General features: G+C 56.0%; 19 protein-coding genes and 1 riboswitch. Of the genes, 5 read left to right on the top strand and 14 right to left on the bottom strand.

The window, feature by feature from the left end; genetic code table 11:
- Positions 1 to 197: 197 nt before the first annotated feature.
- From MKX42_RS02865 to MKX42_RS02850, 4 genes are read right to left on the bottom strand one after another with little or no spacing between them, the layout of a single operon-like run.
- Positions 198 to 1,271 carry an ABC transporter substrate-binding protein gene (locus MKX42_RS02865; protein WP_340751080.1) on the bottom strand — a complete coding sequence of 358 codons (1,074 nt, stop codon included), beginning with the start codon at positions 1,269 to 1,271 and terminating at the stop codon, positions 198 to 200.
- Positions 1,268 to 2,113 carry an ABC transporter permease gene (locus MKX42_RS02860; protein WP_340751079.1) on the bottom strand — a complete coding sequence of 282 codons (846 nt, stop codon included), beginning with the start codon at positions 2,111 to 2,113 and terminating at the stop codon, positions 1,268 to 1,270. Before MKX42_RS02860 ends, MKX42_RS02865 begins: the two co-directional genes overlap by 4 nt.
- A complete protein-coding gene (locus MKX42_RS02855) occupies positions 2,110 to 2,916 on the bottom strand; it encodes an ABC transporter permease (protein WP_340751078.1) in 807 nt (268 codons plus the stop codon). The genes MKX42_RS02860 and MKX42_RS02855 overlap by 4 nt, the downstream gene beginning before the upstream one ends.
- Positions 2,906 to 4,030, bottom strand: a complete 1,125-nt coding sequence (locus MKX42_RS02850; RefSeq protein ID WP_340751077.1) for an ABC transporter ATP-binding protein — start codon at positions 4,028 to 4,030, stop codon at positions 2,906 to 2,908. Before MKX42_RS02850 ends, MKX42_RS02855 begins: the two co-directional genes overlap by 11 nt.
- A gap of 293 nt (positions 4,031 to 4,323) precedes the next feature.
- On the opposite strand from MKX42_RS02850, the gene MKX42_RS02845 reads away from it, so the two are divergent.
- The gene (locus tag MKX42_RS02845) at positions 4,324 to 5,427 is read left to right on the top strand and encodes an FUSC family protein (protein WP_051478252.1); all 1,104 of its coding nucleotides are present in this window, start codon (positions 4,324 to 4,326) and stop codon (positions 5,425 to 5,427) included.
- A 526-nt stretch (positions 5,428 to 5,953) separates the two neighbouring features.
- On the opposite strand, the gene MKX42_RS02840 is transcribed toward MKX42_RS02845, so the two are convergent.
- From MKX42_RS02840 to biuH, 8 genes are all read right to left on the bottom strand, one after another.
- On the bottom strand, positions 5,954 to 7,906 hold the full coding sequence (locus MKX42_RS02840) for an allophanate hydrolase (protein WP_340751076.1): 1,953 nt from the start codon (positions 7,904 to 7,906) through the stop codon (positions 5,954 to 5,956).
- A 6-nt stretch (positions 7,907 to 7,912) separates the two neighbouring features.
- A complete protein-coding gene (locus MKX42_RS02835) occupies positions 7,913 to 9,550 on the bottom strand; it encodes a PucR family transcriptional regulator (protein WP_340751075.1) in 1,638 nt (545 codons plus the stop codon).
- Positions 9,551 to 9,566: 16 nt separating this feature from the next.
- Positions 9,567 to 9,995, bottom strand: a complete 429-nt coding sequence (locus tag MKX42_RS02830) for a cupin domain-containing protein (protein WP_340751074.1) — start codon at positions 9,993 to 9,995, stop codon at positions 9,567 to 9,569.
- Positions 9,996 to 10,094: 99 nt separating this feature from the next.
- Positions 10,095 to 11,165: a ring-opening amidohydrolase gene (locus tag MKX42_RS02825; RefSeq protein WP_340751073.1), complete on the bottom strand. Its 1,071-nt coding sequence runs from the start codon at positions 11,163 to 11,165 to the stop codon at positions 10,095 to 10,097.
- Positions 11,162 to 11,914, bottom strand: coding sequence for an ABC transporter permease (locus MKX42_RS02820; protein WP_340751072.1), 753 nt, complete (start codon positions 11,912 to 11,914; stop codon positions 11,162 to 11,164). Before MKX42_RS02820 ends, MKX42_RS02825 begins: the two co-directional genes overlap by 4 nt.
- Complete coding sequence (locus tag MKX42_RS02815) at positions 11,911 to 12,720, bottom strand: ABC transporter ATP-binding protein (protein WP_340751071.1); 810 nt, start codon at positions 12,718 to 12,720, stop codon at positions 11,911 to 11,913. Before MKX42_RS02815 ends, MKX42_RS02820 begins: the two co-directional genes overlap by 4 nt.
- A gap of 14 nt (positions 12,721 to 12,734) precedes the next feature.
- Positions 12,735 to 13,748, bottom strand: a complete 1,014-nt coding sequence (locus MKX42_RS02810; RefSeq protein WP_340751070.1) for an ABC transporter substrate-binding protein — start codon at positions 13,746 to 13,748, stop codon at positions 12,735 to 12,737.
- A 25-nt stretch (positions 13,749 to 13,773) separates the two neighbouring features.
- Positions 13,774 to 14,457, bottom strand: coding sequence for a biuret amidohydrolase (gene biuH, locus MKX42_RS02805; RefSeq protein ID WP_340751069.1), 684 nt, complete (start codon positions 14,455 to 14,457; stop codon positions 13,774 to 13,776).
- A gap of 505 nt (positions 14,458 to 14,962) precedes the next feature.
- Positions 14,963 to 15,055: riboswitch (cyclic di-GMP riboswitch) on the top strand.
- Between the two features lie 106 nt (positions 15,056 to 15,161).
- Here biuH and MKX42_RS02800 point away from each other — a divergent pair.
- Both MKX42_RS02800 and MKX42_RS02795 read left to right on the top strand, forming a co-directional pair.
- Positions 15,162 to 16,781, top strand: a complete 1,620-nt coding sequence (locus tag MKX42_RS02800) for a flagellar assembly protein A (protein ID WP_340751068.1) — start codon at positions 15,162 to 15,164, stop codon at positions 16,779 to 16,781.
- 30 nt (positions 16,782 to 16,811) lie between these two features.
- Positions 16,812 to 17,786, top strand: coding sequence for an aldo/keto reductase (locus MKX42_RS02795; protein ID WP_340751067.1), 975 nt, complete (start codon positions 16,812 to 16,814; stop codon positions 17,784 to 17,786).
- 92 nt (positions 17,787 to 17,878) lie between these two features.
- Here MKX42_RS02795 and hcp read toward each other — a convergent pair whose 3' ends face one another.
- Positions 17,879 to 19,531, bottom strand: a complete 1,653-nt coding sequence (gene hcp, locus MKX42_RS02790; protein WP_340751066.1) for a hydroxylamine reductase — start codon at positions 19,529 to 19,531, stop codon at positions 17,879 to 17,881.
- Positions 19,532 to 19,663: 132 nt separating this feature from the next.
- Here hcp and MKX42_RS02785 point away from each other — a divergent pair, with 132 nt between their 5' ends.
- Together MKX42_RS02785 and MKX42_RS02780 are read left to right on the top strand one after the other, a co-directional pair.
- Positions 19,664 to 20,368 (top strand): Crp/Fnr family transcriptional regulator, encoded by a 705-nt coding sequence (locus MKX42_RS02785; RefSeq protein WP_340751065.1) that lies wholly within the window; start codon positions 19,664 to 19,666, stop codon positions 20,366 to 20,368.
- A 30-nt stretch (positions 20,369 to 20,398) separates the two neighbouring features.
- Positions 20,399 to 21,790 (top strand): aldehyde dehydrogenase, encoded by a 1,392-nt coding sequence (locus tag MKX42_RS02780; protein WP_340751064.1) that lies wholly within the window; start codon positions 20,399 to 20,401, stop codon positions 21,788 to 21,790.
- A 12-nt stretch (positions 21,791 to 21,802) separates the two neighbouring features.
- Here MKX42_RS02780 and MKX42_RS02775 read toward each other — a convergent pair whose 3' ends face one another.
- A complete protein-coding gene (locus tag MKX42_RS02775; RefSeq protein ID WP_340751063.1) occupies positions 21,803 to 24,766 on the bottom strand; it encodes an ABC transporter substrate binding protein in 2,964 nt (987 codons plus the stop codon).
- Between the last annotated feature and the right edge of the window lie 36 nt (positions 24,767 to 24,802).

Below are 24,802 nucleotides of genomic sequence, written 5' to 3'. Positions count from 1 at the left end.
ACAACACAACTCCCCCCCCTAGCACACCCATCAAGTGGAAACGGCTTTGCCGTCCTTTTAAAGGACGGTACCGTTTCAGCGGGAAATAGAAGGATAATCCATAGCGTGAAACATATAAATTCTTATATTTTAAGCAAAAACCCCCGCCTGCGCATAAGCACAAACGGGGGCTTCACTGCCAGCTTACATCCTGCCAGCTACTTCTTATTCATCTTGAACATCAGGAACAGTTCATTGTAGTGGGCAAGCATCCGCTTGCCGAGGTTGTCGTAGACCTCCAGCCGGTCAGTGATCTCAGCGGGCGGGTAGAAGCGCTCGTCGCCGGAGATGTCTTCCGGCAGCAGCTTCAGCGCAGGCACGTTCGGCGTGGAATAACCGACGTATTCTGCATTCTGTGCGGCGACTTCCGGCCGCAGCATGAAGTTGATGAACTTATGCGCGCCTTCAACATTGCCTGCAGTACGCGGAATGACCATGTTGTCGAACCATTTGTTCGAGCCTTCCTCCGGCACGACGAAGTCCAGCTTGTCGTTGTCATCCATGATCTCCGAAGCGTCGCCGGACCAGACAATGCCGACCGCCGCTTCTTCGTTCGCGAGCAGCATTTTGACCTCGTCACCCACAATGGCCTTCACATTCGGAGACAGCTTGTTCAGCTTGACGAGCGCCTCCTGCAAATGCTCCTCCTTCGTGTCGTTGACAGAGTAGTGCAGGCTGTTCAGCGCCATACCCATGACCTCACGGGCTCCGTCCACGAGGAAGATATTATTCTTCAGCCGCTTGTCCCACAGGGAATCCCAGCTGCTGAAATCAATGCCCTTTGTCATGTCGGGGTTAAAGATGATCCCCACCGTCCCCCAGAAATAAGGAACCGAATACTTGTTACCGGGATCGAAGGACAGATTCATGAACTTGGAATCGATGTTAGCGAGATTCGGCAGCTTGCTGTGATCCAGCGGCAGCAGCAGATTCTCTTCCCGCATCTTAGCAATCGCATAGTCAGACGGGATTACGACATCGAAGATCGTGCCGCCTTGCTCGACCTTAGTCAGCATCGCTTCATTAGAATCGAATGTCTGGTAGATGACCGTAATTCCAGTTTCCTCCTGGAACTGCTTCAGCAGATCGGGGTCCACATAGTCACCCCAGTTGTAGATCGTGAGCGTATTCCCGCCCGAATAGCCTTGGGCTGAGTTCAGCCGGGAGGCCAGGAACATCAGTCCAAAGGCAACGATCAGAATCGCCAGGAACGTATTGACTAGCTGCTTCATCTAGGCACCCCCGCTTCGGCCACCGGCTCGGCAATCTGTACCGCCGGGCGGCTCTTACGCTGGTTCAGGTAGTAATAACCGATGACCAGCAGAATCGTGAAGAGGAAAATCAGGGTCGACAGCGCGTTAATCGACAACGAGACCCCTTGCCGGGCCCGGGAATAGATCTCCACCGACAGAGTGGAATAACCATTGCCCGTGACGAAGAAGGTAACTGCGAAATCATCCAGGGAATAGGTCAGGGCCATGAAGAAACCGCTGAAGATTCCCGGCTTGATGATCGGCAGAATGACCTTCGTGAGCACATCCCGGCGCGTAGCGCCGAGATCGCGGGCGGCATCCGTCAGGGTCGGGCTCATCTCCTGCAGATGCGGCAGGATCATAATGACCGCAATCGGAATACTGAACGCCACATGCGAGAGCAGCACGGAGGTGAAGCCCAGCTTGATCCCGACAATTGTGAAGAGGATCAGGAAGGAGGCTCCGATGATGACATCCGGGCTGACAATAAGCACATTGTTCAGCGAGAGCAGCGTGTTCTTCGCCCGGCGGCTGCGGACATGATGGATCGCCAGCGCACCGATCACCGCTATTATGGTCGCAATGGCCGATGACAGGAGGGCAATGACCAGTGTGTTAATCACAATAATCATCAGCCGGGTATCCGCAACCACTTCACGGTAATAATCCAGCGTGAAGCCTTCGAACTTGTGCATCGTGCCGCCGCTGTTGAACGAGTAGTACATCAGATAGAAGATCGGCGCGTACAGCACCAGGAAGACCAGCACCAGATAGATATTGGCGATGCCGTTCTTGTTCTTAACCCTGCGTCTGTTCTTCATCCGCGCACCCCCTTCCGCGAGCCGCCGGTCAGAATCATAAACAGCGCCATAATGGCGATCAGGAACACCGCAACGGTCGAGCCCATACCCCAGTCCTGTGTGACCAGGAAGTGCTGCTCAATCGCGGTGCCGAGCGTAATGACCCGGTTCCCGGCAATCAGACGCGTAATCATGAACAGCGACAGCGCCGGAATGAATACCGCCATACAGCCGGAGCGTACGCCCGAGATCGTCAGCGGAAAAACCACCCGCCGGAACGTCGTCCATCCCGATGCACCCAGATCGCGCGCGGCATCCACCAGCGACAGATTCATCTCATCCAGGGCACTGAAGATCGGCAGAATCATGAATGGAATGAAAATATAGACCGACACAAACACGAAGCTGAAGCCCGTGAACAGTATCTGCTGCTCGCCCAGACCCATCAGATCAAAGAAATTATTGACCGGACCGAAGGTGCCGAAGATCCCGATGAAAGCGTATGTTTTGAGCAGCAGGTTGATCCAGGTCGGCAGAATAATCAGCAGCAGCCACAGCTGCTTGTGCTTCGTTCGCGTCAGCAGATAAGCGGCCGGGTAAGCCACGAGGAGCGAGAACACCGTGATCAGAAAAGCGTACCAGAACGAATTCAGCATCATCCTCATATAGACCGGGGTGAAGAAATTGGCGTAGTTACTCAGCGTCAGCTTCCCCTCCAGATCGAACAGGGAATAGTAGACTACCAGCAGCACCGGTGCAATAACAAACAACGCGATCCACAAATAGTACGGGATGAGATAATACGACTTCCCCTTACTCATCATGGCTCTCCACCTCGGCGTAAGCCTCCAGACGCTTGTCGAACTCCTCCTCCGTTTCACCGAACCGCATAACATGGATCGCTTCCGGGTCAAAATACAGCCCGATCTCGGAGCCAACCTCCGCCTTACGGGTGGAATGGACAAGCCATTCATGGCCCGAGCCATCATAGCAGCTGATCTCGTAGTGAACCCCGCGGAACAGCTGGGAATCCACACGCACCTTCAGCTTGCCCGCTTCCAGGGTGGCAATCTCCAGATCCTCAGGCCGGATCACAATCTCCACCGCTTCATTCGGCTTCAGACCGGCATCGACACATTCGAACCGGTGGCCGCCCCACTCCACCACATAGTCCTCAATCATCACACCCGGCACGATGTTCGACTCTCCGATGAAGTCAGCCACGAACCGGTTAATCGGTTCATCGTAAATATCATTAGGCGTGCCGCTCTGCTCAATCTTGCCGCCATTCATAACAAAGATCCAGTCGGACATCGCCAGCGCCTCTTCCTGGTCATGGGTGACGAAGATGAACGTGATGCCCAGCCGCTGCTGCATCTCCCGCAGAATATACTGCATCTCCGTACGCAGCTTCAGATCGAGCGCAGACAGCGGCTCGTCCAGCAGCAGCACCTGCGGCTCGTTGACAATGGCGCGCGCAATGGCGACACGCTGTCTCTGCCCGCCGGACATTTCATTAATGGCCCGCTGATCATAGCCGACCAGGTTGACGAAGCGCAGCGCTTCCTGCACCTTTTGCTGAATGACATCCTTCTTCAGCTTCTTGATGCGCAGTCCAAACGCCACATTCTCGAATACGTTCAGATGCGGAAACAGCGCATAATCCTGAAACACCGTATTGACCTGCCGCTCATTGGCGGGAATGTGGTTGATTTTTTTGCCGTTAAGATAGATCGAACCTTCAGTCGGCTCCGCGAAGCCGGCGATTAGACGCAGAATGGTCGTTTTTCCGCAGCCCGAAGGGCCCAGCAGCGTGTAGAATTTACCGCGTTCAATTTCGAAGCTCACGCCTTTGAGTACAGCCTCTTCGTCGTCGTATTGCTTAATCACCTGGTCAAAAGAAATAATAGTGCCTTCCGGGGTAGCTATAGCTAACAACCTCCCTTACTTATGTAGTACAACCTATTTTACCCGCTTCTTGCGGGAGACAATCCGGCAGCGGCATGCCCAGCACGGATAAGCGACAATTCCTGCCTTGGTTCGACAGGCTTCAATATATATAGCATAAAGGAATCCTGCAATATATGCGATAGCTTACATTGTGAAATCACGCACAAAAACTTAACAAGTTCGTAAAATCTTGCCCGCCTCCGGCCTGTTTTGAGGTGCTATAATGAAAACGGATGAAAACCATAAAATTTTTCCTATTTACATGAAAGAAGATGACAAACATGAACGAGGGCTTACAGGAGCGCCTTGAAAAGTTCGGATTATCCTTATATATGATACGGATTACACTCGCCGCTTCGCTCTCGTGGCTGGCCGTGCACATTATCTACGGGGACCATTACCTGTACTTCGCCCCGCTGGCGGCGATTCTGATTACCCAGAGCAGCGTCAAGGCCTCCCTTGAAAAAGGCGTCTACCGTATGACCGGCGTGGTCCTTGGCGGCATCGTCAGCCTGATCGTAGGCAAGTTCTTCGATGTGGGCGCATTGTCGATTCTGCTGATGCTGCTGATTGGTATTGGGGTGGCTACCGCCTGCCGGATCAATATCCAGGCCGTCTCCCAGGTCGGTGTCACCTCGGTGCTTGCACTCACCTTCTATCATGACCAATATATCGTCTGGAGAGTCGCCGAGACGCTGATCGGCGTGCTGATTGCCCTCATCATCAATATGATTATCGTGCCGCCCAAGAGCTTCGTCAAGGTCAAGGACCTGGCGCTGAAGGGCAGCCTGACCTTATCCGATGCCTTAACCGGATTCGCTGCAAGCGGCCGGGATGCCGCACAGGCCAAGGCTGCTCTTGAGAGCTCCGGCGAGCTGCTGAAGAAGAGCGACCGGCTGCAGAAGGAGATGCATTACACGCTGTCTCATTACCAGTGCCGTAAGGACATTGGCAAGCTAACACAGACGACCACCCATCTCATCAAGGTCCACTCCTATGTCAAAGCCATAAGCGAAGAGATCGCCCTGCTGCCGGCCCATTATGCCGCAGCCGACTGGATGCTGGAGGTTGTAACCGCAACGGCAGACTGTATCGCCCTGTACGGCACACGAACGCTATCGGATGCCGAATGCAGCGGACGGTCACTCCCCGAGAGTCTGAGAAGAGCCCGCGATGTGCAGCTCGCCTGGTTCTCGGAGCTGCAGGATCAGTGCCCGCTCGCGGCCTTCCGTGATCTCGGTGCGGTGTTCTCCCACCTGAACCGGATTCTTGAAGAGATCGAACGCGCCGATTATGCGGCCCTTTCCACCGTACCACAGCATGTCAAGGCACAGCCTGCACGCGCCATCCAATTCATACAAAAAGGACTCTTCCACAAACTATAAGCTTGGGAGGGTCCTTTTTTTGTGTTGTCCAGGTCGCGCTGCACCTGCCCGGCTCTCAAAATCGCCGCCGAAACATTTGCCGTCTTGATGCAGAGCGTTGCAATTGATGTACCTTGCTGGTAGGATGGGGTGCGCGCGGGTAAAGTAGCTCGGATGGCTTGAGTAGTTTCACTTGAGTAGCCCGGGTGGCATAGACGGGCTACTCAAGTGAAGTAACAGTTGGAAAAAAGGCACTTAATACAGCCAAATCAGCCGATTTGACTGAAGCAGTTGGAAAAAGTACATCTAATCCGCCGCAATCTATGAAATACGTTAAAACCGGGCAAAATAAGTGCTGTTTATCCATCTGCTGTTCCCATAGGCGGTATCTCTCCAGCAGGAAGTGGACAAAATCCACCTAAATACTGCGAATGTACCGGTGACACGAAATGGGATACACAAATTCCTCCTTAGTATAACGCGCGCATAGGTGAACGCCGAAAGCAGCAGTTAATCGGTTCGCAGGGCTGTACGCTGAAAGCGGTATTTATTCAGCAGGCAGATATCTCCAGCCCCCGTAAGCCGTAACGTTCTCGGCTCCAGCGGCGGCATAGCCTTCGCAGATGAAGCCGGTCACTTCGCGGCCATCGGCAAGCGCCACCCGTCCCAGGCCCAGCGGAGCCGGGATAAGCTCCGCGAATGCGCCCAGCGATTCCACTGGCATCTGCCACAGCTCCAGTTCGATTGCGCTCCCCCCTGCCACCTGTCTCAGCAGGCCCGGCTTCGCCGGCTCGGTAGGGAGCTTAACCAACTCATAGCAGGCTGCGGTCCGCGCCTCCTGCCAGAAGCGGGCGCCATGCTCCAGCATCTGCTTCTCCAGCGGGAAGCCGCGCATATGCAGCCCGCAAACCGCCAGGATAACCATGCCGGGATTTGGTGATTCGGCACCACTAGCTGCGCCAGTAATAGCACCAGTAGCAGCACCAGTACCAGTACCTACATCCTCACCAACGTCTGCCTCAGCAGCCCCAGCAGTACCACTAGTACCTACGCTACCCTCCGACTCCGGCGTTTGGCGCTCTGCCAGAAATTGAGCCTCGTTCCCAGCAGCACTCCCCGCACGCTCACCATCCTCCTCAGGCATATGCCCCTCCGCCAATAGCCGCGCACCGGCTCCGGCAAGCAGATGCTCGCTGTCTGCCAGAGCGAACAGCGTAATACCGAACGGCAGACCCTCTGCCGCTTCCCCGGCGGGAATTGCTACCGCCGACAGGTCGAGCAGATTGCAGTGATTGGTGTAGCGGCCCATATCGGAGTTGGCCCCTACCGGGTTCGCCGCTACCTGCTCCCGGGTCCAGGTTCCGCCGCAGGTCGGCAGGATCAGCACCGCATCCTGCAGTAACAGCTCCGTTTCCCGCTTATACTGCTGCAAGCGGTGCATGGCCTGGAACAGGCTCGAAGCAGTGTGGCGCTCCGCTGCCCCGGACGAGAGAATCGACTCCGTTACCGGCAGCACAGCTTCACAGTGACTCTCTACGAATCCGGCCAGATCCGCCCATCGCTCAGCTACCCAGGGGCCATCGTACAGGATGGCTGCCGCTTCGGAGAACAGCGTACAGTCCACCCGTTCAATCGGCAGCCCCAGCGCCTGCACGGCCGCTTCAGCCCGTTCCCAGGCCCGGCGGTATTCGTCCGCATGGGGCCCGTAGAAGTCCAGCGGCGCTTCCGGCACCAGCAGCTTGCCCGGCAGAGCGGCAGCCTCCCGCTTCACGGAACGTGACCACGGATCGGCTGCATCGAAGCCGCGTGCTGCGCGGTCCACCGTGATTGCTTCCTCCAGATTGTGCGCGAATACGGTGACACAATCCAGGCTGGCACACGCCGGCACTACGCCCCGCACCGGCCAGGCGCCCAGGCTGGGCTTGAAGCCGACCAGCCCGTTCAGCGCGGCCGGCACACGGCCCGAGCCGGCGGTATCGGTGCCCAGGCTGAATACCGCCTGGCCCCGGGCCACGGCAACCGCCGAACCGGCGCTGGATCCGCCGCTGATGTACTCGGGACGCAGGGCATTATGTGTCTCGCCGTAAGGGCTGCGCACACCGACGAGTCCGGTGGCGAACTGGTCCAGATTGCTTTTGCCGACAGGAATCGCCCCCGCAGCCACCAATCTCGCCACAACTGCCGCATCCGCTTCCGGCTGATAAGCGAATTCAGGACATGCCGCCGTCGTGGGCAGCCCCTTGACATCGATGTTATCCTTCACCGCGAACGGAACGCCCCACAGGGGATGCTCCTGCGGATTCAGCTCTCGGAGCGCTGCCAGGTAGGGAGCGATCTGTGCCTCGGCGGGCGGTTCAATCCAGATGTTCATGTCCTTGTCCCGCTCAGCGCGGCGGATGACCTCCCGGATGACCTCCTCCGGGTCCAGCGTGCCGCTCAAATACTGCTCCCGCAGCCAACCGGCAGTCAGCTTCACGGGCCATTCTGTTGTTGCTGTCATCAGGCTTCATCTCCTTCTTTGCGTATCGGTGCCGGACCTGCGGCCCTTGCCCATCTCATGCAGCTTCAGCGCGAGCTGCAGCTCCAGCATATCGTCACCGTCATCCTGGCCGAGTCCCAGCAGCTCACAGGCCCGGTCAATCCGGTAGGTGACCGTATTATAATGAGTGAACAGCTCGCCGGAGGTCCGCTTGACGTTGCGGTTGCACTTGAAATACAGCTGGAGCGTCTGGAGCAGCGAAGCGTTATGCTTGCGGTCATACTCCAGCAACGGAGCAATATACTGATCCCTGTACTCGCTGATCTCGTCCAGCTCGGGCAGATGGTACAGCAGCCGGAAGACGCCCAGCTTCCGGTAATCCACATAAGACCCGCTGTAGCCGCTGATTTGGCGGATGCGGGCGATTTTGCGGGAGGATTCATAGCTGAACCGCACCTGATCGGGGCCGTCCGCAAGATCGCCAATACAGAAAGCGCAGGTCCCGCTGACGAACACCCGGTTCATCTCGGCCAGCAGACGCCCCAATGTCTCCTCCAGCGGAAGCTCCGGCTGCTCCGGCACGGTCAGGACCAGTTCCCCTTCAAGGATGGTCAGCTTCACATGCTGAAGGTCTGCCCGGGCACGAACCCGCTTCACTACCTGCTGCAGCTGCTTAAGCTCCGGCTTATCTTCCAGCCATCCGGCGGTTACAGCACGCAGCGGGCGCTCCGGGAGCGGGCAGCCGCAGGCCGCGCCGCGCAGCTTCAGATCCTCGGCAGCGGCAATCCGCCCGCTGATCCAGTCCTGCAGGAACTGGTCCACATACTTCAGCTCCACTTCCCGGCGGGCCCCGGCGTTGATCATCTCCAGGCCGACGAGCACACCGACCCGGTCAATCGTTAACTGATCCACTACCGACAGCTCGCTGTTCCACTCCAGCAGCACCAGCAGACACGGATCTGCTCCCTTGTCATTGACGGCCGAGACATAGGCACGGATGCGCCGTTCTCCAACTGTGAGGAAAGTAATGCCGAGACTGCCTTCCTGGAGAAGCTGTATCCAGGCCGGAAGCTGCTCCTCCAGCTGTAGCGCTTCCGCCTGCGGAGAACAGAAGACCTGATCCGTATCATCCAGCAGGACGACCGGATTATGCAGCATCCCGTCGAGGGTCAGCAGGAAATCCTCAATCCCGTCGCCATGGAGAAGCTGCTTCGACAGCTTCTGGAACCGGCTCTGCAGCTGCGAGAGTTCCCGCGCCTCCTGCACCAGCACCCGCTCCATAATGTCGCGGACCACATCGGAGAAGGAGGTGGAGGCGGGCAGCTCGAAGATCGGGAAGCCCAGCTGATCCGCCAGCTCCAGCGCCCGCGGCGGAATCTCATCGATATAACGCTTGGTTTTGATCCCGAGCGCGGACACTCCCTTCTGGTTCAACTGCGGAATAATCTCTGCGATCAGCTCCGGCCGGTTATGAAAGGGGAAGCCGCTCGTAATCAGGAACTCTCCCGGACGGACCCAGTCAATAACATCGGGAACCTCCATTACATTGACCCGGTTAATATAACGCCCAAGGCCGCCGGCTCCGGCCAGCAGGGCCGCTTCCTTCAAGTCGGGTATCAGCAGAATATCGCTGCAGGTCAAACCGGTAATTACATTGCTGCCCATGGCTCCGCCGCCTTTACTATAGCTTGGAAGAATAGATATCCTCGATTAGTGTAGTGCCGAAGAAGCTGTTAGCCGGCACCTCCGCCTCCCCCGGTACAAAAATACTGATCTGCTCCGAAGGAGAATCCCCTGTATTCCGAACAGAATGGACTACGCCCGCAGGCACATGGAACGTATCTCCGGCCCGGTAGCTGTACCACTCCCCGTCACATAGCAGCTTGACCTCTCCTACGGTAATATGAATGATTTCGACTACATCATGATAGTGCGGCAAGACCTGACCGCCGATCCCCAGCTTTTCCCACAGAATCGAACTCATCCGGATACCCAGGCGGTCCGCCTCCTTTGCAGAGACAATCTCCCGGTGATACAGTTCTATGTGATTCGGCATAAGCTCCCATGTCATATCTGCTGCGCTCAGCACTTTCGTTTCCTGTGTATGCATATTCGATTCCCCCATGATGGATAAAATGTAGTAGTATCCTATATTCCCCTCCGCCACTTTTCCTTAACTTAAATTTTTAGTTCAATCTATATAGCTCTGCTACCTGCGGCGGAACACAGCCGCCACCGGCCCTCCGCCCTTCGGCCCCTGATGCTCGCCTCCGCCGGAGACGTAGATCATCGGGTCGCCGCCGACATAGGCCAGCACACCCCCGACTACAGCCCGTGCATGGCGCGTATGATTGATATCCGAGTCATCCAGCATGATATGGCGGCGTCCGCGGATGATACCATCGGGATCAGCTTCAGCTTTGGCCAGCACCTGCACCAGCTCTTCACCCGGATACCGGTCCAGCAGGCCCTGAAGTGCAGCGCCATCCACTGCATCCTGCATCACGGCATGGTCGATATGGTACGGGCCGTCCGCAGACAGCGAGTTCCCGAACACAATCACTTCGCAGCAGGACAGCTCACTGCCCGCCGAAGTGGAGGCTACCGCGCTAAATCGACTCCAGTCTGTACAGATATCTTCCTCCTGTAGAGACGCACGATCCACCTCACCCAGCGCGACCCCGGCACCCAGTGCAGAAGCGCCTCTGGAATACCCCATCGATTTGTACGTATCCTCTGTCACCAGGGACGCCTGACGGCTGTGTGCCTCATAGATCTGTTCAGCGGTAAGCAGCGGACATTTGATCTGTACAAAATGCACATCCTCCGGTGAGGTGATGCCCGCCTCCTTAACCGCACGGTCCACGGCATCCGCCACGGCGTCCACCTGAGGGAGCCGTCCCAGCTCCTCCGGCCGGAAGCCCCGGGTTCTTGCCACACCAATGGCGAGCGACTTCAGGCCATCACCGGCCACCCCCGGCTCCCCCTGTCCGCTGCGGCTGATGACCGTGAAGTGCGGGCTGAGCACCCCTTCCGTACCGCCGGACATCACATAAGAGATGCCGGCAGCTCCTCCTTTTGCCGCTTCAGCAAAGAATCCTTTCAAGGCCATCACAGCATAACCCCGCGTAAAATCATTCACACAGCCGTTGCCCTCCGTCTTCCCCAGCACCGCGACCACTTCCTCCGGCCGGAACAGGCCTGCTTCCACCGCTGCGCTTAATCCCGACATATCATGCGGCGCGCCTGCTGGGATTCGAATGACCGAGCAGTTCATCATAGATCATCGCTCCTTGTCCAGAAAATAACCCGTTTCTCCAGCAGCCCGATACACCAGAACAGCAGCAGGCCGCACACCGCCGAAGCAATAATAGCCGAGAACATCACCGGCGTATCCATATGATAGGAAGAGACAAGCACTACATAACCGAGTCCCTTATTGGCTCCGACAAATTCGCCGACTATGGCACCGACTATGGCCAGCGAGGTGGAGATTTTGAGGGCAGAGAAGATATAAGGCAGACTCGTCGGCAGGCGCAGCTTCCAGAAGATTTCGCTCTTCGTCCCTTTGTAGGTCGAGAACAGCTCCCAGGCTTCGTATTCAATGGCCTTAAGACCCTTAACACTGTTCACCAGAATCGGGAAAAAGCAGATCAGCATCGAAGCGATTACCTTCGAGGTATATCCGGTCCCCAGCCAAACGACCAGCAGCGGGGCCAGCGCCACCAGCGGCGTAGTCTTAAGGGCGATGGCGAGCGGGAACATCCCCTTCTCAATCGGCTTGGAATGCACGAAAATCACTGCGGTAGCGAGGCCGAGGATATTGGCGAGAATGAACCCGGTCAGAGCTTCGCCCAGCGTAACCAGCGTATGCGACCAGAGCGAGCCATTAATAGCCGAGACTACCTGCGTAGGTGCAGGCAGCAGATACATAGGAACCGACAGGACACGTACAGCCAGCTCCCATAGGAGCAGGAAGCCGAGCGCAAACGTGACCGGGTACAGGGTGTCTTTGATTTTGACCGTCATAGATGCTTCACCCGCTTTCTCAGTTCCTTGACAATCCGGTGGAATTCCGGCAGCTCTTCCATGCCCGCCTCACGCGGGGAGGGCAGCGTCACCGGAATGATATCCGTCACACCGGCGGGCCGGGGAGACATCATGACGACCCGGTCTGACAGCAGCGCGGATTCATGAATGGAATGGGTGACCATCACAATGCTGCTTAGACTGGTCTCCGGGCTCTCCCACAGCCGCAGCAGCTCGAAATTCAGCTTCTCGCGTGTCAGCTCATCCAGCGCGCCGAACGGTTCGTCCATCAGCAGCACCGTCGGATCGGCCGCCAGAGCCCGGGCAATCGCTGCCCGCTGCTGCATCCCGCCGCTGAGCTGATGCGGGAAGTGGTTCAGATAATCCTGGAGGCCGACCAGGCGCAGGGCACTTTCCGCTTTTTCACGTGCCTCGGCTTTGCTGAACTTCTTCTTTTCGCCCAGTTCAAGCGGCAGCATTACATTCTGCAGCGTACTGAGCCACGGCATCAGTACCGGCTTCTGGAAGACCATGCCCAGGGACAGATCAGGTGAGGCATACGCCACCTCTCCACCGGCCTCCGGGCTTAACAATCGCAGCATCAGCCGGAGTGTTGTAGATTTCCCGCAGCCGCTCGGTCCGAGAATCGAAATGAACTCATTGCGGTAGACGTCAAGACTGACCTGATCCAGCACAGGCACTTTGCCGAAAGAAAGAGAGCAATTGCGCAGGGAGAGCATCGTTTCCCGGGTACCGGGATGCTGCGCGGCGGCAGCATCCAGCTGTTCTTTGATCGCTGTTGTCATTATCGGGTCCCTCCTTATTTCAAAAACTCGTTGGTGAACAATCCGCCGATATCCTGTTCCTTTTTCACAAAGCCCAGCTCGACCAGATTCTTCTGCAGGGTCTCCCAGGACGCCTCGTCCATCGAGCCCAGCGGAAGCTTCTCCGGATCAAGCAGCGGAATGCTGGCCTTCATCATATTGACCTCATGCTTCAGATCAAGCTTCTCGCCATACTTCAGACCGAATTCCGCCGCCTCCTCCGGATGCTTGACCGCATAATCCCAGCCCTGCATAGATGCCTGCACGAAGCTTGCGACCATCTCCGGGTCCTTCTTGATGATAGACTCCGTAGTGAACAAGGTATCGGCATAGAAATTGATGCCATAGTCGTTCGGGTCGATAATATTCACTTCCTTGCCCTGCTCCTCTACAGCCAGCACTTCATTAATGACATAGCCGGGCCAGGCCTTGACCTGACCGGTTAACAGCGGACTCAGATCATATTTGACCGGCATCTCTTCGATTTGCGAAGGGTCGATGCCCGCGCTTTTCTCCATGGCCCGGAAGGTCAGTTCCTCGTTGCCGCCCAGCTTAATGCCTACCTTTTGCCCGACAAGATCCTCCATCGTCTGGATCCCGGACTCCTTGAGCGTGAACATGACGAACGGGGTTTTGCGGTAGATCGCGGACAACGCTTTGACCGGAACGCCTTTCTCTCTGGCGATGACGACCTGGTCGGCACCCGTAACTCCGAACTCCTCACTGCCGGAAGCTACCATCTGCACAGCCGGGAAATCCGAGCCCCCCGGGCGAATCTCAACATCCAGCCCCGCTTCTTTATAGAAGCCTTTTTCCACCGCGGTATAAAAACCGGCAAACTGCGCCTGGTGAATCCACTTCAGCCGGAGCACCACCTTTTTCAGCTCGCCCGGGCCTTCCGCCCCCTGGCCTTCAGCCTTCCCGGCTTCCGTATTGTTACCGCAGGCGGTCAGGAGCAGCATCAGCGAGGTTAACAGCATCAGCGCTTTCGTTCTGGACTTGTTCCACATGGTTATTCCCCCGTTTATGAATGATTTAGTATTGCTCCAGCGCACGCAGCACCGCTTGTGAATCACTTACACTGCCGAACACCCCGCCCTGCATTTGAACCATACTCAGTGCCGCCAGGTGATTCGCTTCATCCGTCGCTCCCGTACAATCTGCAAGAATCAGGCACTCGTACCCGCGGTCATTGGCTTCCCGCATCGTGGTGTGTACACAGACATCGGTCGTAATACCGGTCAGAATCAGATGGGTAATTCCTTTATTCTTCAGGATCAGGTCCAGGTCCGTTGCGTAAAAGCTCCCTTTGCCCGGCTTGTCTATAATGTACTCTCCGTGGGCAGGCGCCAGCTCCTCGATGATCTGCCAGCCGCGCTCCCCCCGCACGAGAATTCGTCCCGCCGGTCCTTCGGAGCCGATCTCGGCCCCGATCTGGCGGCTGCGCCACCGTTTGTTCGCCGGCAGATCCGACAGATCCGGCTTATGTCCCTCGCGGGTATGGATCACGGTGAACCCTTCAATCTCCCGGATACGTGCCAGCAGCCGCTGAATGGGCTGAATCGCCCTCGCCGTTAATGAGAGGTCATAACCCATTCTCTCGACGTAACCGCCCTTGCCGCAAAAATCCGTCTGCATGTCGATAATCATCAGCGCTGTCTTCGCCGGGTCCACAGCCCCGTCATAAGGCCAGATGTAAGGTGTTGCTGCAATCTGCATGGTTTATGCTCCTCTCCTGATGCGCTATCTCTATTAATGTTAATTTAGTTAACATTAATCCGCGTTCCCTTGGTATGAGTTAGATTATATTACAATGAATTTGGGATGTCTTCGGTTTTATTACGAAATAATGTACTGAATGTTTGTGTTTATTCACATAGTTAACACATACATAACACAAACACTTACAACACTGCTTATCGAAAAAGGAACACTCCGAGTTTTGCCAAGCCCAGGGTGTCCCAACAGTTGAATACCCACACTTCCTCTCATCTTCCTCTTCCATAAGCTGTAAGTGCTGGGAAACCAGTTTTTTTGTCGAAATAGAGCTGCATATTTCGAGTTTTTTGATAAATAGGCATAATATAGTTGAAAAATAGCTCTTTAAGTACTAGAATTAAGCTTGTTTGCAGAAGTTAATGACACATAAGAACTATTCATGATTCTTTTTGTCGATTACAGTCGACCACAATTCATCGCCTCTACAGGATGTATATCATTGATCTATTTCTAAAGGCAAACTCCCCGAAAGGGCAGGACGCAAAGCTATGGGCCTAAGAACGCCAGAATCCGCGTTTACGGTTGCCAGGCTGCCAATAGAGACCACTTAAGCCAGCTGTTCAGGAGGGGAAGCCTCCGAGGCTTGATGATGTTCTTTTTCTGTACGAATTGCCATTGATCATACGAAAAGTGAGGTTACAACCATGCCGCAGCAGGATATCGAACCAAGCCGATATGAATTCGTAGAGTCCCTGATGCTCGAACGTAAAGGTCTCCTGGATTCATTCTCTGTGGAGGGCCGGACTTCTGACGGGACAACTGGAGATAAGAATGGAATTATCCTCGTGCAGGACAACCAGATATTCATTACTCCCCCGCTCCCCGGAGGCGCTCCCGCCCGCATTTCTGCGATCCACCCTGTTGTCCTGAAGATCAACTGGAAGACCGTTACAGAGCCAACTGAGGTGACCAAGGCAGATTATATTACCTGGGAGATCTGCGAGAAGCCGCAGTACGAAATTACCGTATCGCCTGACAAGCTCAAGGTCCACTTCACTTTATACCGTGCAGAGAAGTACGCCTGGAACCTGGTCAACTGTCCCGCCGCCTTTGAGGCGGTCGTCCGTGCCCAGCCCAACCCGGCGATGCTGCTGTCCACGCTCACCATAGAACAGATTATTTCCTCACTGGACAACCGTTTCATTCTACGCAACCTGAACATTCCCGCCCTGTACGCGGAGCTGGAGAATCCTACATATCTTCCCGTATGCATCGCTGAAGGAAGAGCCCCGCTGCCCGGCAAGGAAGCCCGGCTGGAATTCCAGCTGCCGGAGCATACACTGGAGGGGAACAGAATGCTTCGGGGACAGGGAGCTTCGGCTCAGGAGCCAGCGGATTCCTTGGAGTACCTCCGTTTCCCCGGAGCCCCCTTTACCTTTGCAGGCGAAGTCTTCGCACGCAAGCTGCCGCCGGAAGAAGGCATTCCCGGCCTCGACACAGACGGAAGGGTCCTGCCCCCTCCCCCGCCGCAAGATATCTACTTTGCTGCCGGTAATCATGCCAAGCTCCTTCCCTGTGGTAAAATCGTAGCCCGGCACACCGGCAGGCCCCGGATCTGCGGAGGAAGCGGCAGCGTCCGGATCTGTGACTTCCCTCCGGTCTATCTGCTGACCAGGGAGCTGACAGACCCTGCGGGCGATGTTATGTTCGCAGGCGACATCGTTGTACCGGGAGATCTGGAAGGACCTGTACGGATCGAAGCCCTTGGGAATGTGTACGTCTATGGCGATATCCTCCAATCTACCATTATAGCCACCGGCAGTATTTATGTTAGCGGCCAGGTTACCGGCAGCGGCCTGTACGCAGGATATGCCGGGGTAATGCAGCATCGCCTGCATAGCCTGGCAAGCCTGCTGCGGACAGAGACAGACGGACTGCTTGAGGCAGCGCGCCAGCTGGCCAAGAATGTGGAATCCCGCCAGCAATCCGTGAATTATGGTCTGGTAGTCATGCTGCTGCTGGAGGATAAATACAGCCATTTGGGCAGCCTGATCCGCGATCTCCAGGCTGCGCTGAGCCGTATGAACGGAGCGTTCGGTTCCTGCACGGACCAGCTCTGGCATATACTCGAGGTATTCGCCCATCCGGGACAATTCACCGGCTACATCACAGACAGTGTCCTAAGCCGCTTCTCCAGGCTGCTCCTCAAGCTGGGCGAGGAGATTGAGCTGCTCCAGGAGGAGCATGCGGTGATTAATCTTGCCCGGTCACAGGAGAGCCGCCTGGAGTCCGGCGGCAAGCTGCTTGTGCGTGATTCCTGCTAAGACTACTACTATATAAGGAGAAGTGAGCGCATGCGATATAACCGTCTGGGCAATAGCGGCCTGCAGGTGTCCGCCCTGGGTCTTGGAACTAATTCCTTCGGCAAACGGGCAGATCAGGAGACCTCGGTCCGCATTATTCACGCCGCCTTGGACCAAGGAATCAACTTCATCGACACAGCCAATATCTATGCCGACTCGGAATCAGAGCGGATCATTGGCCTTGCACTTGAAGGCAGACGCCAGAGCGTAGTGCTGGCGACCAAAGCCGGATTGCCGAAGCATGAAGGGCCGGGCGGCAGCGGCTCTTCGCGCCATCATCTGATGCAGGAGCTGGAGGGCAGCCTGCGCAAGCTGAAGACTGATTATGTGGATCTCTACCAGATTCACACCTTCGATCCCTACACACCGCTAGAGGAAACCCTGCGTACGCTGGATGACCTGATCTCAAGTGGCAAGGTGCGCTATATCGGAGCCTCCAATTATGCCGCTTGGGAGCTGATGAAGGCGCTCGGGATCAGCGAAGCCCGGCACTTCGCGAAATACATCTCCATTCAGTGCAGCTATTCACTGGCTGACCGCACGCCCGAAGCCGAGCTGCTTCCACTCTGCCTGGATCAGGGTCTGGGCATCATCCCTTACTTCCCTCTGGCGGGCGGCATTCTTACCGGCAAATATGCCGGCAGCAGCAAGGCCCCTGCCGGCTCCAGAGCAGAGACCGATCCGAACTTCCGCCGCTTCCTTACCCCGGAGCGCATCTCGCTTGGGGAACAGGTTCAGGCCATTGCGGAGGGGCTGGGCACTTCATCTGCGGCACTATCCCTGGCCTGGCTGATGAACCGGCCCGCCGTCTCCACGGTGATTGTCGGCGCAACTACAGTAGAGCAGGTACAGCATAATCTGCAGAGCCTCTCTGCTTCGCCGGATGCAGGGATAATTGAGCAGCTCGACCAGGCCAGTGCCGCCTTCCGCACCGGCGAGCCGTTTGCAGTCTACCGGCTGCCGTAAGCGCTGACAGTGACGTTCATATCCATACACAAAAGCGAGCCCCTGTATACGGAGACTCGCTTTTGTGTTTTTTGGCTCATGATGAATTTGTATTATACCGCAGCGATAAACCGCTCCATGTCTTCCTGGACGGTAGTAATACCGCCGATACCGAAGGTATCTACCAGAACCTTAGCTACATTAGGCGACAGGAAGGCCGGAAGTGTAGGACCCAGATGAATGTTCTTCACGCCCAGATGCAGCAGGGCCAGCAGTACAATCACCGCTTTTTGCTCATACCAGGCAATGTTATAGGAGATTGGAAGATCGTTAATATCCGCAAGACCGAAGACTTCCTTCAGCTTAAGCGCTATAACCACAAGAGAATAGGAGTCATTGCACTGGCCGGCATCAAGTACGCGCGGAATTCCGCCGATATCGCCCAGCGCCAGCTTGTTATATTTGTATTTGGCACAGCCTGCGGTAAGGATCACCGTATCACCCGGCAGTTCTGCCGCAAAGTCAGTGTAATAATTCCGGCTCTTCATCCGTCCGTCACAGCCGGCCATGACGAAGAATTGCTTGATGGCGCCGCTCTCTACTGCTCCAACCACCTGATCCGCCACGTTCATTACAGCTGCATGGGCGAAGCCGCCGATAATCTCGCCTGTCTCAATCTCTACCGGAGCACTGCAGCTCTTGGCCTGCTCGATCAGAGCTGAGAAATCCTTCTCTCCGTCCGCGCCTGCCGCGATATGCTGAATTCCCGGATAACCGGTGTTGCCTGTCGTGTACAGCCGGTCTTTGTAGCTGTCCTTTGGCGGTACAATACAGTTCGTTGTCATCAGAATCGGACCATTGAAGCTGGCAAATTCCTCATTCTGCTTCCACCATGCATTGCCGTAGTTGCCTACGAAGTGGCTATATTTCTTGAAGGCCGGATAGTAGTGGGCCGGCAGCATCTCACTGTGCGTATACACATCCACTCCGGTACCCTCGGTCTGCTTCAGCAGCGCCTCCATGTCCTTGAGGTCATGACCGCTGATCAGAATACCAGGGTTCGTACCTACTCCAATATTGACTTTGGTGATCTCCGGATTACCGTAGGCTGCGGTGTTGGCCCGGTCCAGCAGCGCCATCACATCCACGCCGAACTTGCCGCATTCCAGCACAAGAGCCGTCAGCTCACCGCCGCTCAGATCGTTATCCAGCGCAGCTGCCAAACCTTTTTCCATAAAAGCATGGGCTCCTGCTTCATAGAAGCCCAGTACCGCAGCATGCTCCATGTAAGCAGCCATTCCCTTCAGACCATAGGTCAGCAGCTCGCGCAAGGAACGGATATCCTCATGCTCTGTAGCAAGCACACCCACCGCTCTCGCCTTGTCCGTCAGTTCTTCATCCGTCACCGCACTCCAGTTCGCCGCGTCATGCTCCGACAAATAGGCCATCACTCCGGCATCAGCCACTCTGCTGCGCCACAGATCCCGCAGGGCCAGTCCTTCCCGGATCTTCGCTGTGAAGTATTCCGGCACGAAGTTGGCATTGGTAATCGTAGCGAACAAGCTCTCTATGATAAATTTCTCCGTCACCGGATCGGTAATCCCCAGCTCACGCCCGCTGCGCGCGAAGATGGCAATGCCCTTGAGTGTATACACCAGAAGATCCTGCAGATTCGCTACCTCACTCGTCTTGCCGCACACCCCCTGAATCGTACACCCGGTCCCCTTAGCTGCCTCCTGACACTGGAAACAAAACATTTCGCTCATTACCTGAATCACTCCTTATCATTAATGGAACCGCTCTGTGCCTCGCCTTTACAGTTACCAATAATTGTAGTAGACTTTCGTCTATCAATCGGTAACGAATGTTACCAATCACTACACATCGGGAGGAAAAGTATGAGACCAGAGCCTGCTTCGCTGCAAGCCTGCCTGCTATTTCGCGGAAAATCCGCAGATGAGATCGAACAGCTGCTGCATACGCTGGCCTATGCGGTCAGCTCCTACCATAAGAATGCGATTATTCTGGCAGAGGGTGACCCGGCCGACCGGCTTGGGATTCTGCTCTCAGGCCGCATTGAAGTGCAGAAGACACATCCCACCGGCAGCAGTGTGACCATCGCGCATCTGAAGGAAGGGCAGACCATCGGCGAAGCCGTATTGTTCCGCAGGAATAACACCGTGCCCGCCACCGTCACAGCCACTGGCCCCTGCAAGGTGATGTTCATCAGCAAGCAGGAGCTGCTGAGATTATTCGCGGCCGACACCGATATCCTCACCCGCTTCATCGAGAATCTGTCCGAGCGGCTGGTGCTCGTGAACCGGAAGATCGAGAACCTGTCCGCCGGACCGCTGCGCCGCCGTATCGTAGACTTCCTGCTGGAGCAGGGAGAGCAGCAGGAGTCAGATCGGCTGAAGCTCCCTTTCAGCCGGAAGGAATGGGCCGAGCATATGAATACCGCCCGTCCTTCCTTGTCGCGGGAGCTGGGATTCCTGCGCGACCAGGGCTGGATCGAATTCAAGGGCAATGAAATCACCCTGCTGAACCGGAGCCGGATGCAGGATTACATCCAGACTCTGCCCTCTTCGGCAGGCAATCTATAGGAACCCTAAATCACCAAGGAGGATACAAGCATGCCACCATACACTGCACAACAGATCGAACAGCTGCTGGCTGAGCACAGACAATGGTTCGCCAGCGGAGCCACGAGAAGCGCCGCCTTCCGGCTGGAGCAGCTTCGGAAGCTGAAGGATGCCATCACACGGAACGAAGCCCGGATTATTGCTGCACTGAACCAGGATCTGCATAAAAGCGAGTTCGAGGCTTATGCCACAGAGATCGGATTCACGCTGGACAGCATCGGCTATATGATGAAGCACCTGCGGCGCTGGATGAAGCCGGTGAAGGTAGGCTCACCGCTGCATCTGTTCCCGGCGCGGAGCAGAATCATAGCCGAGCCTTACGGGACGGTGCTAATTATCGGGCCGTTTAACTACCCGTTCCAGCTTCTGATCGAGCCGTTAATCGGCGCTATCGCCGCCGGTAACTGCGCCGTACTGAAGCCTTCCGAGAGTACACCCGCTACCTCCGCTGTCATCGAGGATATGATCCGGGAGACCTTTGATCCCGCCTATATCCGGGTAGTACAGGGCGAGAAGGAAACGACGAATCTGCTGATTCATGCGGCGTTCGATTATATTTTTTTCACTGGCAGCGTGCCTGTAGGCAGAATTGTCATGGAAGCGGCGGCGAAGAACCTGGTGCCCGTCACCCTTGAGCTGGGCGGCAAAAGCCCCGTAATCGTCGACCGGAGCGCCGACCTGGAAACCGCCGCGAAACGGATTGTCTGGGGGAAGCTGATCAATGTGGGGCAGACCTGTATTGCGCCTGATTATCTGCTGGTCCACAGCGAGGTGGCAGCGGAGCTGATTGAGCGGATGAAACGCTGCGTCACCGATTTCTATGGCACCGACATCCGGCGTAACACAGACTATGGACGGATCGTGAATGAGCGCCAGCTGCGGCGGATCGGGGGGATGCTGGAGCGGGACCGTGATAAGCTGATACTGGGCGGGACAGTGATCCCAGAGGAGCTGTATATCGAGCCGTCCCTGATCTATCCGGCGGATTGGAGTGACGCTTCCATGGAGGATGAGATCTTCGGGCCTGTGCTGCCGATACTGGAGTATACCCGGCTGGAGGAGGCCATCCGGAGCATCAATGCCCGTCCGAAGCCGCTCGCCCTCTATCTGTTCACCCGCGATAAGCAGGTGGAGCAGCAGGTGATGACCGAGGTGTCCTTCGGCGGCGGCTGCATTAACGATACTATCTCCCATGTAGCCAGCACCAGGCTGCCGTTCGGCGGTGTCGGGAACTCCGGGATTGGCGGCTACCACGGCAAATACAGCTTCGACCTCTTCTCCCATCATAAAAGCATTGTTAAGCGGGGCACCCGCCTGGACCTCGGCATTGTCTACCCGCCCTACGGCAACAAGGTCAAGCTGGCGCGGAAGCTGCTGAAATAGCGCTAACCCACCTCAACCCGCTATCCGCCCAGCGACCCAGCCCGCGACCTCTTTCTCCGGAATAGGCTTGCTGATATAGTAGCCCTGAATCTTGTCACAGCGGGTCCGCTCCAGAAAAGCAAGCTGCTCCGGGGTCTCCACCCCTTCAGCGGTAACATTCAGTCCCATATCATGGCCGATGGTGACGATGGAGCTGGCCAGTGACCTATTGTTCGGGGTATCGATGCTGTCAATGAAGGACTTGTCGATCTTCAGGGTAGTAATCGGGAGTTGCTTCAGATAGCTAAGTGAGGAATAGCCCGTTCCGAAGTCATCCAGCGCAATGCCAATGCCCCTCTCCTTGAGCGCTTCCAGCTTGGAGCTGATCGACTCGAAGGATTCCATGAAGATCGATTCCGTAATCTCCAGCTCCAGATACTCCGGAGCAAGCCCGGTATCCACCAGCACGCTCAGCACCATGTCTGTGAAGTCATCCAGCATCAGCTGAATGACGGAGATATTGACCGAGATATGATAGCCCTCATAGCCCTGATTCTGCAGATCCTTGGTGAACCGGCAGGCGGAGCGCAGCACCCACTCACCTATGGGCACGATCAGGCGGCAGTCCTCGGCAATTCGGATGAAGGATAAGGGGGAGACGAAGCCGAGCACCGGGCTGTTCCAGCGGATCAGCGCCTCGAAGCCCCAGATCTCACCTGTGCCGGTATCCACCAGCGGCTGGTAATGCAGCGACAGCTCATTATTGGAGATCGCGCTTCTTAAGTGGTTCTCAATAATCATCCGTTCGTCAAAATACTGCTGCATCTCCTGCCCATAGATCATATAGCTGCCCTTGCCCGCTTCTTTGGCCTTATACATGGCAATGTCGGCATTCTTCAGCAGCTCTTCCGCATTCTTCCCGTTCTCCGGGTATTGGGCAATTCCGATGCTCGCGGAGATATGCACCACACTCGCATGTAACTGGAACGGCTCCTTGAAGCCCTGTACCAGGGAATCCGCATAACGGATCACCTCACCCGCCTCAGCTATATCCTTGAACAGAATCACAAACTCATCGCCGCCGAAGCGGAAATGCTTACTGCGCCCGTCAGCGCGGCTAAGCAGCCGTTCGCCGACCTGCACCAGCAGCTCATCCCCGAAGGTATGGCCCATGGAGTCATTAATGTACTTGAAGTTATCAAGATCCAGGAAGAACAGCGCCGCATGACCGCCGGAATGCTCTTCAATGAACCGCTCCAGCTCCTCGGATAACGACAGTCGGTTGGGCAGACCGCTAAGTACGTCATTATAAGCGAGCAGCCGGTATTTCTCCTCACTGGTCTGCAGCAGCGCCTGATTCTCCACCACCTTGTTATACTGCTCCAGCAGCTCATCCTGCAGGGCGGTCAGCTCCTCATAGGTCGATTCCAGCTCCTGATAGCTCGTCTGCAGCTTGCTCTCATAGCCTTTACGGTCCGTTACATCCACCATCGACCCGGCAAAACGGATATATCCGCCGCCCGCATTACGCAGCACCTTGCCCCGCGCCTGAAACCACTTGTATTCGCCTGCCTTGCTGCGCATCCGGTATTCAGCGTAGTAGTAAGAAGAACGACCCTCCAGATGCTGGATACGCAGCCGGTTCTCCTGCTCGGCATCCTCCGGATGGAGGATATCCCGCCAGCCGCCGCGGCTCTCATTCAGCTCATCCCGGGCATATCCGAGCACCTCATACCAGCTGTCCGAGAAATAGTAAATCATCGTAGACATATCAACGTCCCAGATTACCGCATCCGAGCCGTAGGTTGCCAGGCTAAAGCGTTCATTGCTTTTTTCCAGGTTGCTTCTAATCCTTCTGACCAGCTGCACATAGAATAACAACACCATAATGAAGGTCACCAGCACCGCAAAAGCAGCCACAATGCTCAGCACCAGCACCTTATAGGTCTGATAGAAGGAGAACGGCTCGTTAATCACTTCGCTGCCCTTCGGCAGCTGATCCGGTGATATCTTGAACCGCTGCAGCTCATTGTAATCAAACACCTTGCGTACATGACTGTCGGTCACCACCGGGATATCCCCGGCACGCTCCCCCTTCAGGATACGCAGCGCCAGGTCGGCTGCCGTCTGCCCCTGCATTCTGCCGCTGATCAGGCTCCCGCCGAAGGCGCCATGGTTCAATGCAAAATCATAGATATGGTACACCGGAACACTGCTGCTCTTGCCCAGCTCGCTTGCGAACCTGTCGAACTCCACAATTCTTCCGGTAGAGTCACTATAATATGTAGTCATCAGCACAATGCTGTCCGGGGATAATGCCGATGCCGTAGCTTTGATCTGTTCCATGGACATGCGGTTCATCGGGAACAGCGCAAGCCCCGGATTCAAGGAGCTAATCTGATCCATCACCATCCGGCCGGTTGACAGTCCGCTCTCCGAATTATCGAAGACGACATACACCTTTTTCAGCGAAGGGTTAAGGTCCATGCCCATGCGGATGGTGGGCGCTGCATTGATTTTCTCAATAACGCCTGTCATGCTGCGCTTATCCGGCAGGCTGTCCACCCCCAGCTCGTTGACCCCGCTGAAAACAATCGGAGCATCGTTCAGAAGCTCATGGCGGTACTTCATCGCGAAGCCCAGCGCCGCATCGTCCGTTGTGATGATCGTATGAATAGGGATGTTCTGATACTTGAAGCGGATGGTTTCGTAGAAATGTTCGAGGTTCCCCTGCGTGGGGTACCTTTTCCAGTCCATATATTCAGTGTAGATGACGGGAGGATTAGCTGTGCCCTTGAGACGTTCCTCTATTCCGGCACTTTGGTCATCGGTCCAGGCGAAGCCCTTCTGATAGGAATGCAGCACCAGCACGTTCCGGGCGGGAAGCTCCTCGGCTGTGGCGAATGCAGCTCCTGCCGGGCCTGATGTACACAGGAAGATCAGCAGAGGCACAAGCAAGCTTCTTAACAACCTGAGATGAATATGATCTACACTCATTCGCACACTCCCGTTCATCTATCTCATAATCGGAAT

It is taken from the genome of Paenibacillus sp. FSL R7-0204 (assembly GCF_038002225.1).
Lineage (GTDB): Bacteria > Bacillota > Bacilli > Paenibacillales > Paenibacillaceae > Paenibacillus_AQ.
The sequence above is the reverse complement of the archived record's forward strand: the minus strand, read 5'-3'. Positions and strand labels throughout refer to the sequence as shown.

Coding starts and splice junctions, on each gene's coding strand:
- hcp (WP_340751066.1), bottom strand. CDS start 19,531: ATGAGCGAAATGTTTTGTTTCCAGTGTCAGGAGGCAGCTAAGGGGACC.
- MKX42_RS02795 (WP_340751067.1), top strand. CDS start 16,812: ATGCGATATAACCGTCTGGGCAATAGCGGCCTGCAGGTGTCCGCCCTG.
- MKX42_RS02815 (WP_340751071.1), bottom strand. CDS start 12,720: ATGACAACAGCGATCAAAGAACAGCTGGATGCTGCCGCCGCGCAGCAT.
- MKX42_RS02800 (WP_340751068.1), top strand. CDS start 15,162: ATGCCGCAGCAGGATATCGAACCAAGCCGATATGAATTCGTAGAGTCC.
- MKX42_RS02835 (WP_340751075.1), bottom strand. CDS start 9,550: ATGGGCAGCAATGTAATTACCGGTTTGACCTGCAGCGATATTCTGCTG.
- MKX42_RS02865 (WP_340751080.1), bottom strand. CDS start 1,271: ATGAAGCAGCTAGTCAATACGTTCCTGGCGATTCTGATCGTTGCCTTT.
- MKX42_RS02785 (WP_340751065.1), top strand. CDS start 19,664: ATGAGACCAGAGCCTGCTTCGCTGCAAGCCTGCCTGCTATTTCGCGGA.
- MKX42_RS02830 (WP_340751074.1), bottom strand. CDS start 9,995: ATGCATACACAGGAAACGAAAGTGCTGAGCGCAGCAGATATGACATGG.
- MKX42_RS02775 (WP_340751063.1), bottom strand. CDS start 24,766: ATGAGTGTAGATCATATTCATCTCAGGTTGTTAAGAAGCTTGCTTGTG.
- MKX42_RS02860 (WP_340751079.1), bottom strand. CDS start 2,113: ATGAAGAACAGACGCAGGGTTAAGAACAAGAACGGCATCGCCAATATC.
- MKX42_RS02780 (WP_340751064.1), top strand. CDS start 20,399: ATGCCACCATACACTGCACAACAGATCGAACAGCTGCTGGCTGAGCAC.
- biuH (WP_340751069.1), bottom strand. CDS start 14,457: ATGCAGATTGCAGCAACACCTTACATCTGGCCTTATGACGGGGCTGTG.
- MKX42_RS02820 (WP_340751072.1), bottom strand. CDS start 11,914: ATGACGGTCAAAATCAAAGACACCCTGTACCCGGTCACGTTTGCGCTC.
- MKX42_RS02825 (WP_340751073.1), bottom strand. CDS start 11,165: ATGATGAACTGCTCGGTCATTCGAATCCCAGCAGGCGCGCCGCATGAT.
- MKX42_RS02810 (WP_340751070.1), bottom strand. CDS start 13,748: ATGTGGAACAAGTCCAGAACGAAAGCGCTGATGCTGTTAACCTCGCTG.
- MKX42_RS02845 (WP_051478252.1), top strand. CDS start 4,324: ATGAACGAGGGCTTACAGGAGCGCCTTGAAAAGTTCGGATTATCCTTA.
- MKX42_RS02840 (WP_340751076.1), bottom strand. CDS start 7,906: ATGACAGCAACAACAGAATGGCCCGTGAAGCTGACTGCCGGTTGGCTG.
- MKX42_RS02855 (WP_340751078.1), bottom strand. CDS start 2,916: ATGATGAGTAAGGGGAAGTCGTATTATCTCATCCCGTACTATTTGTGG.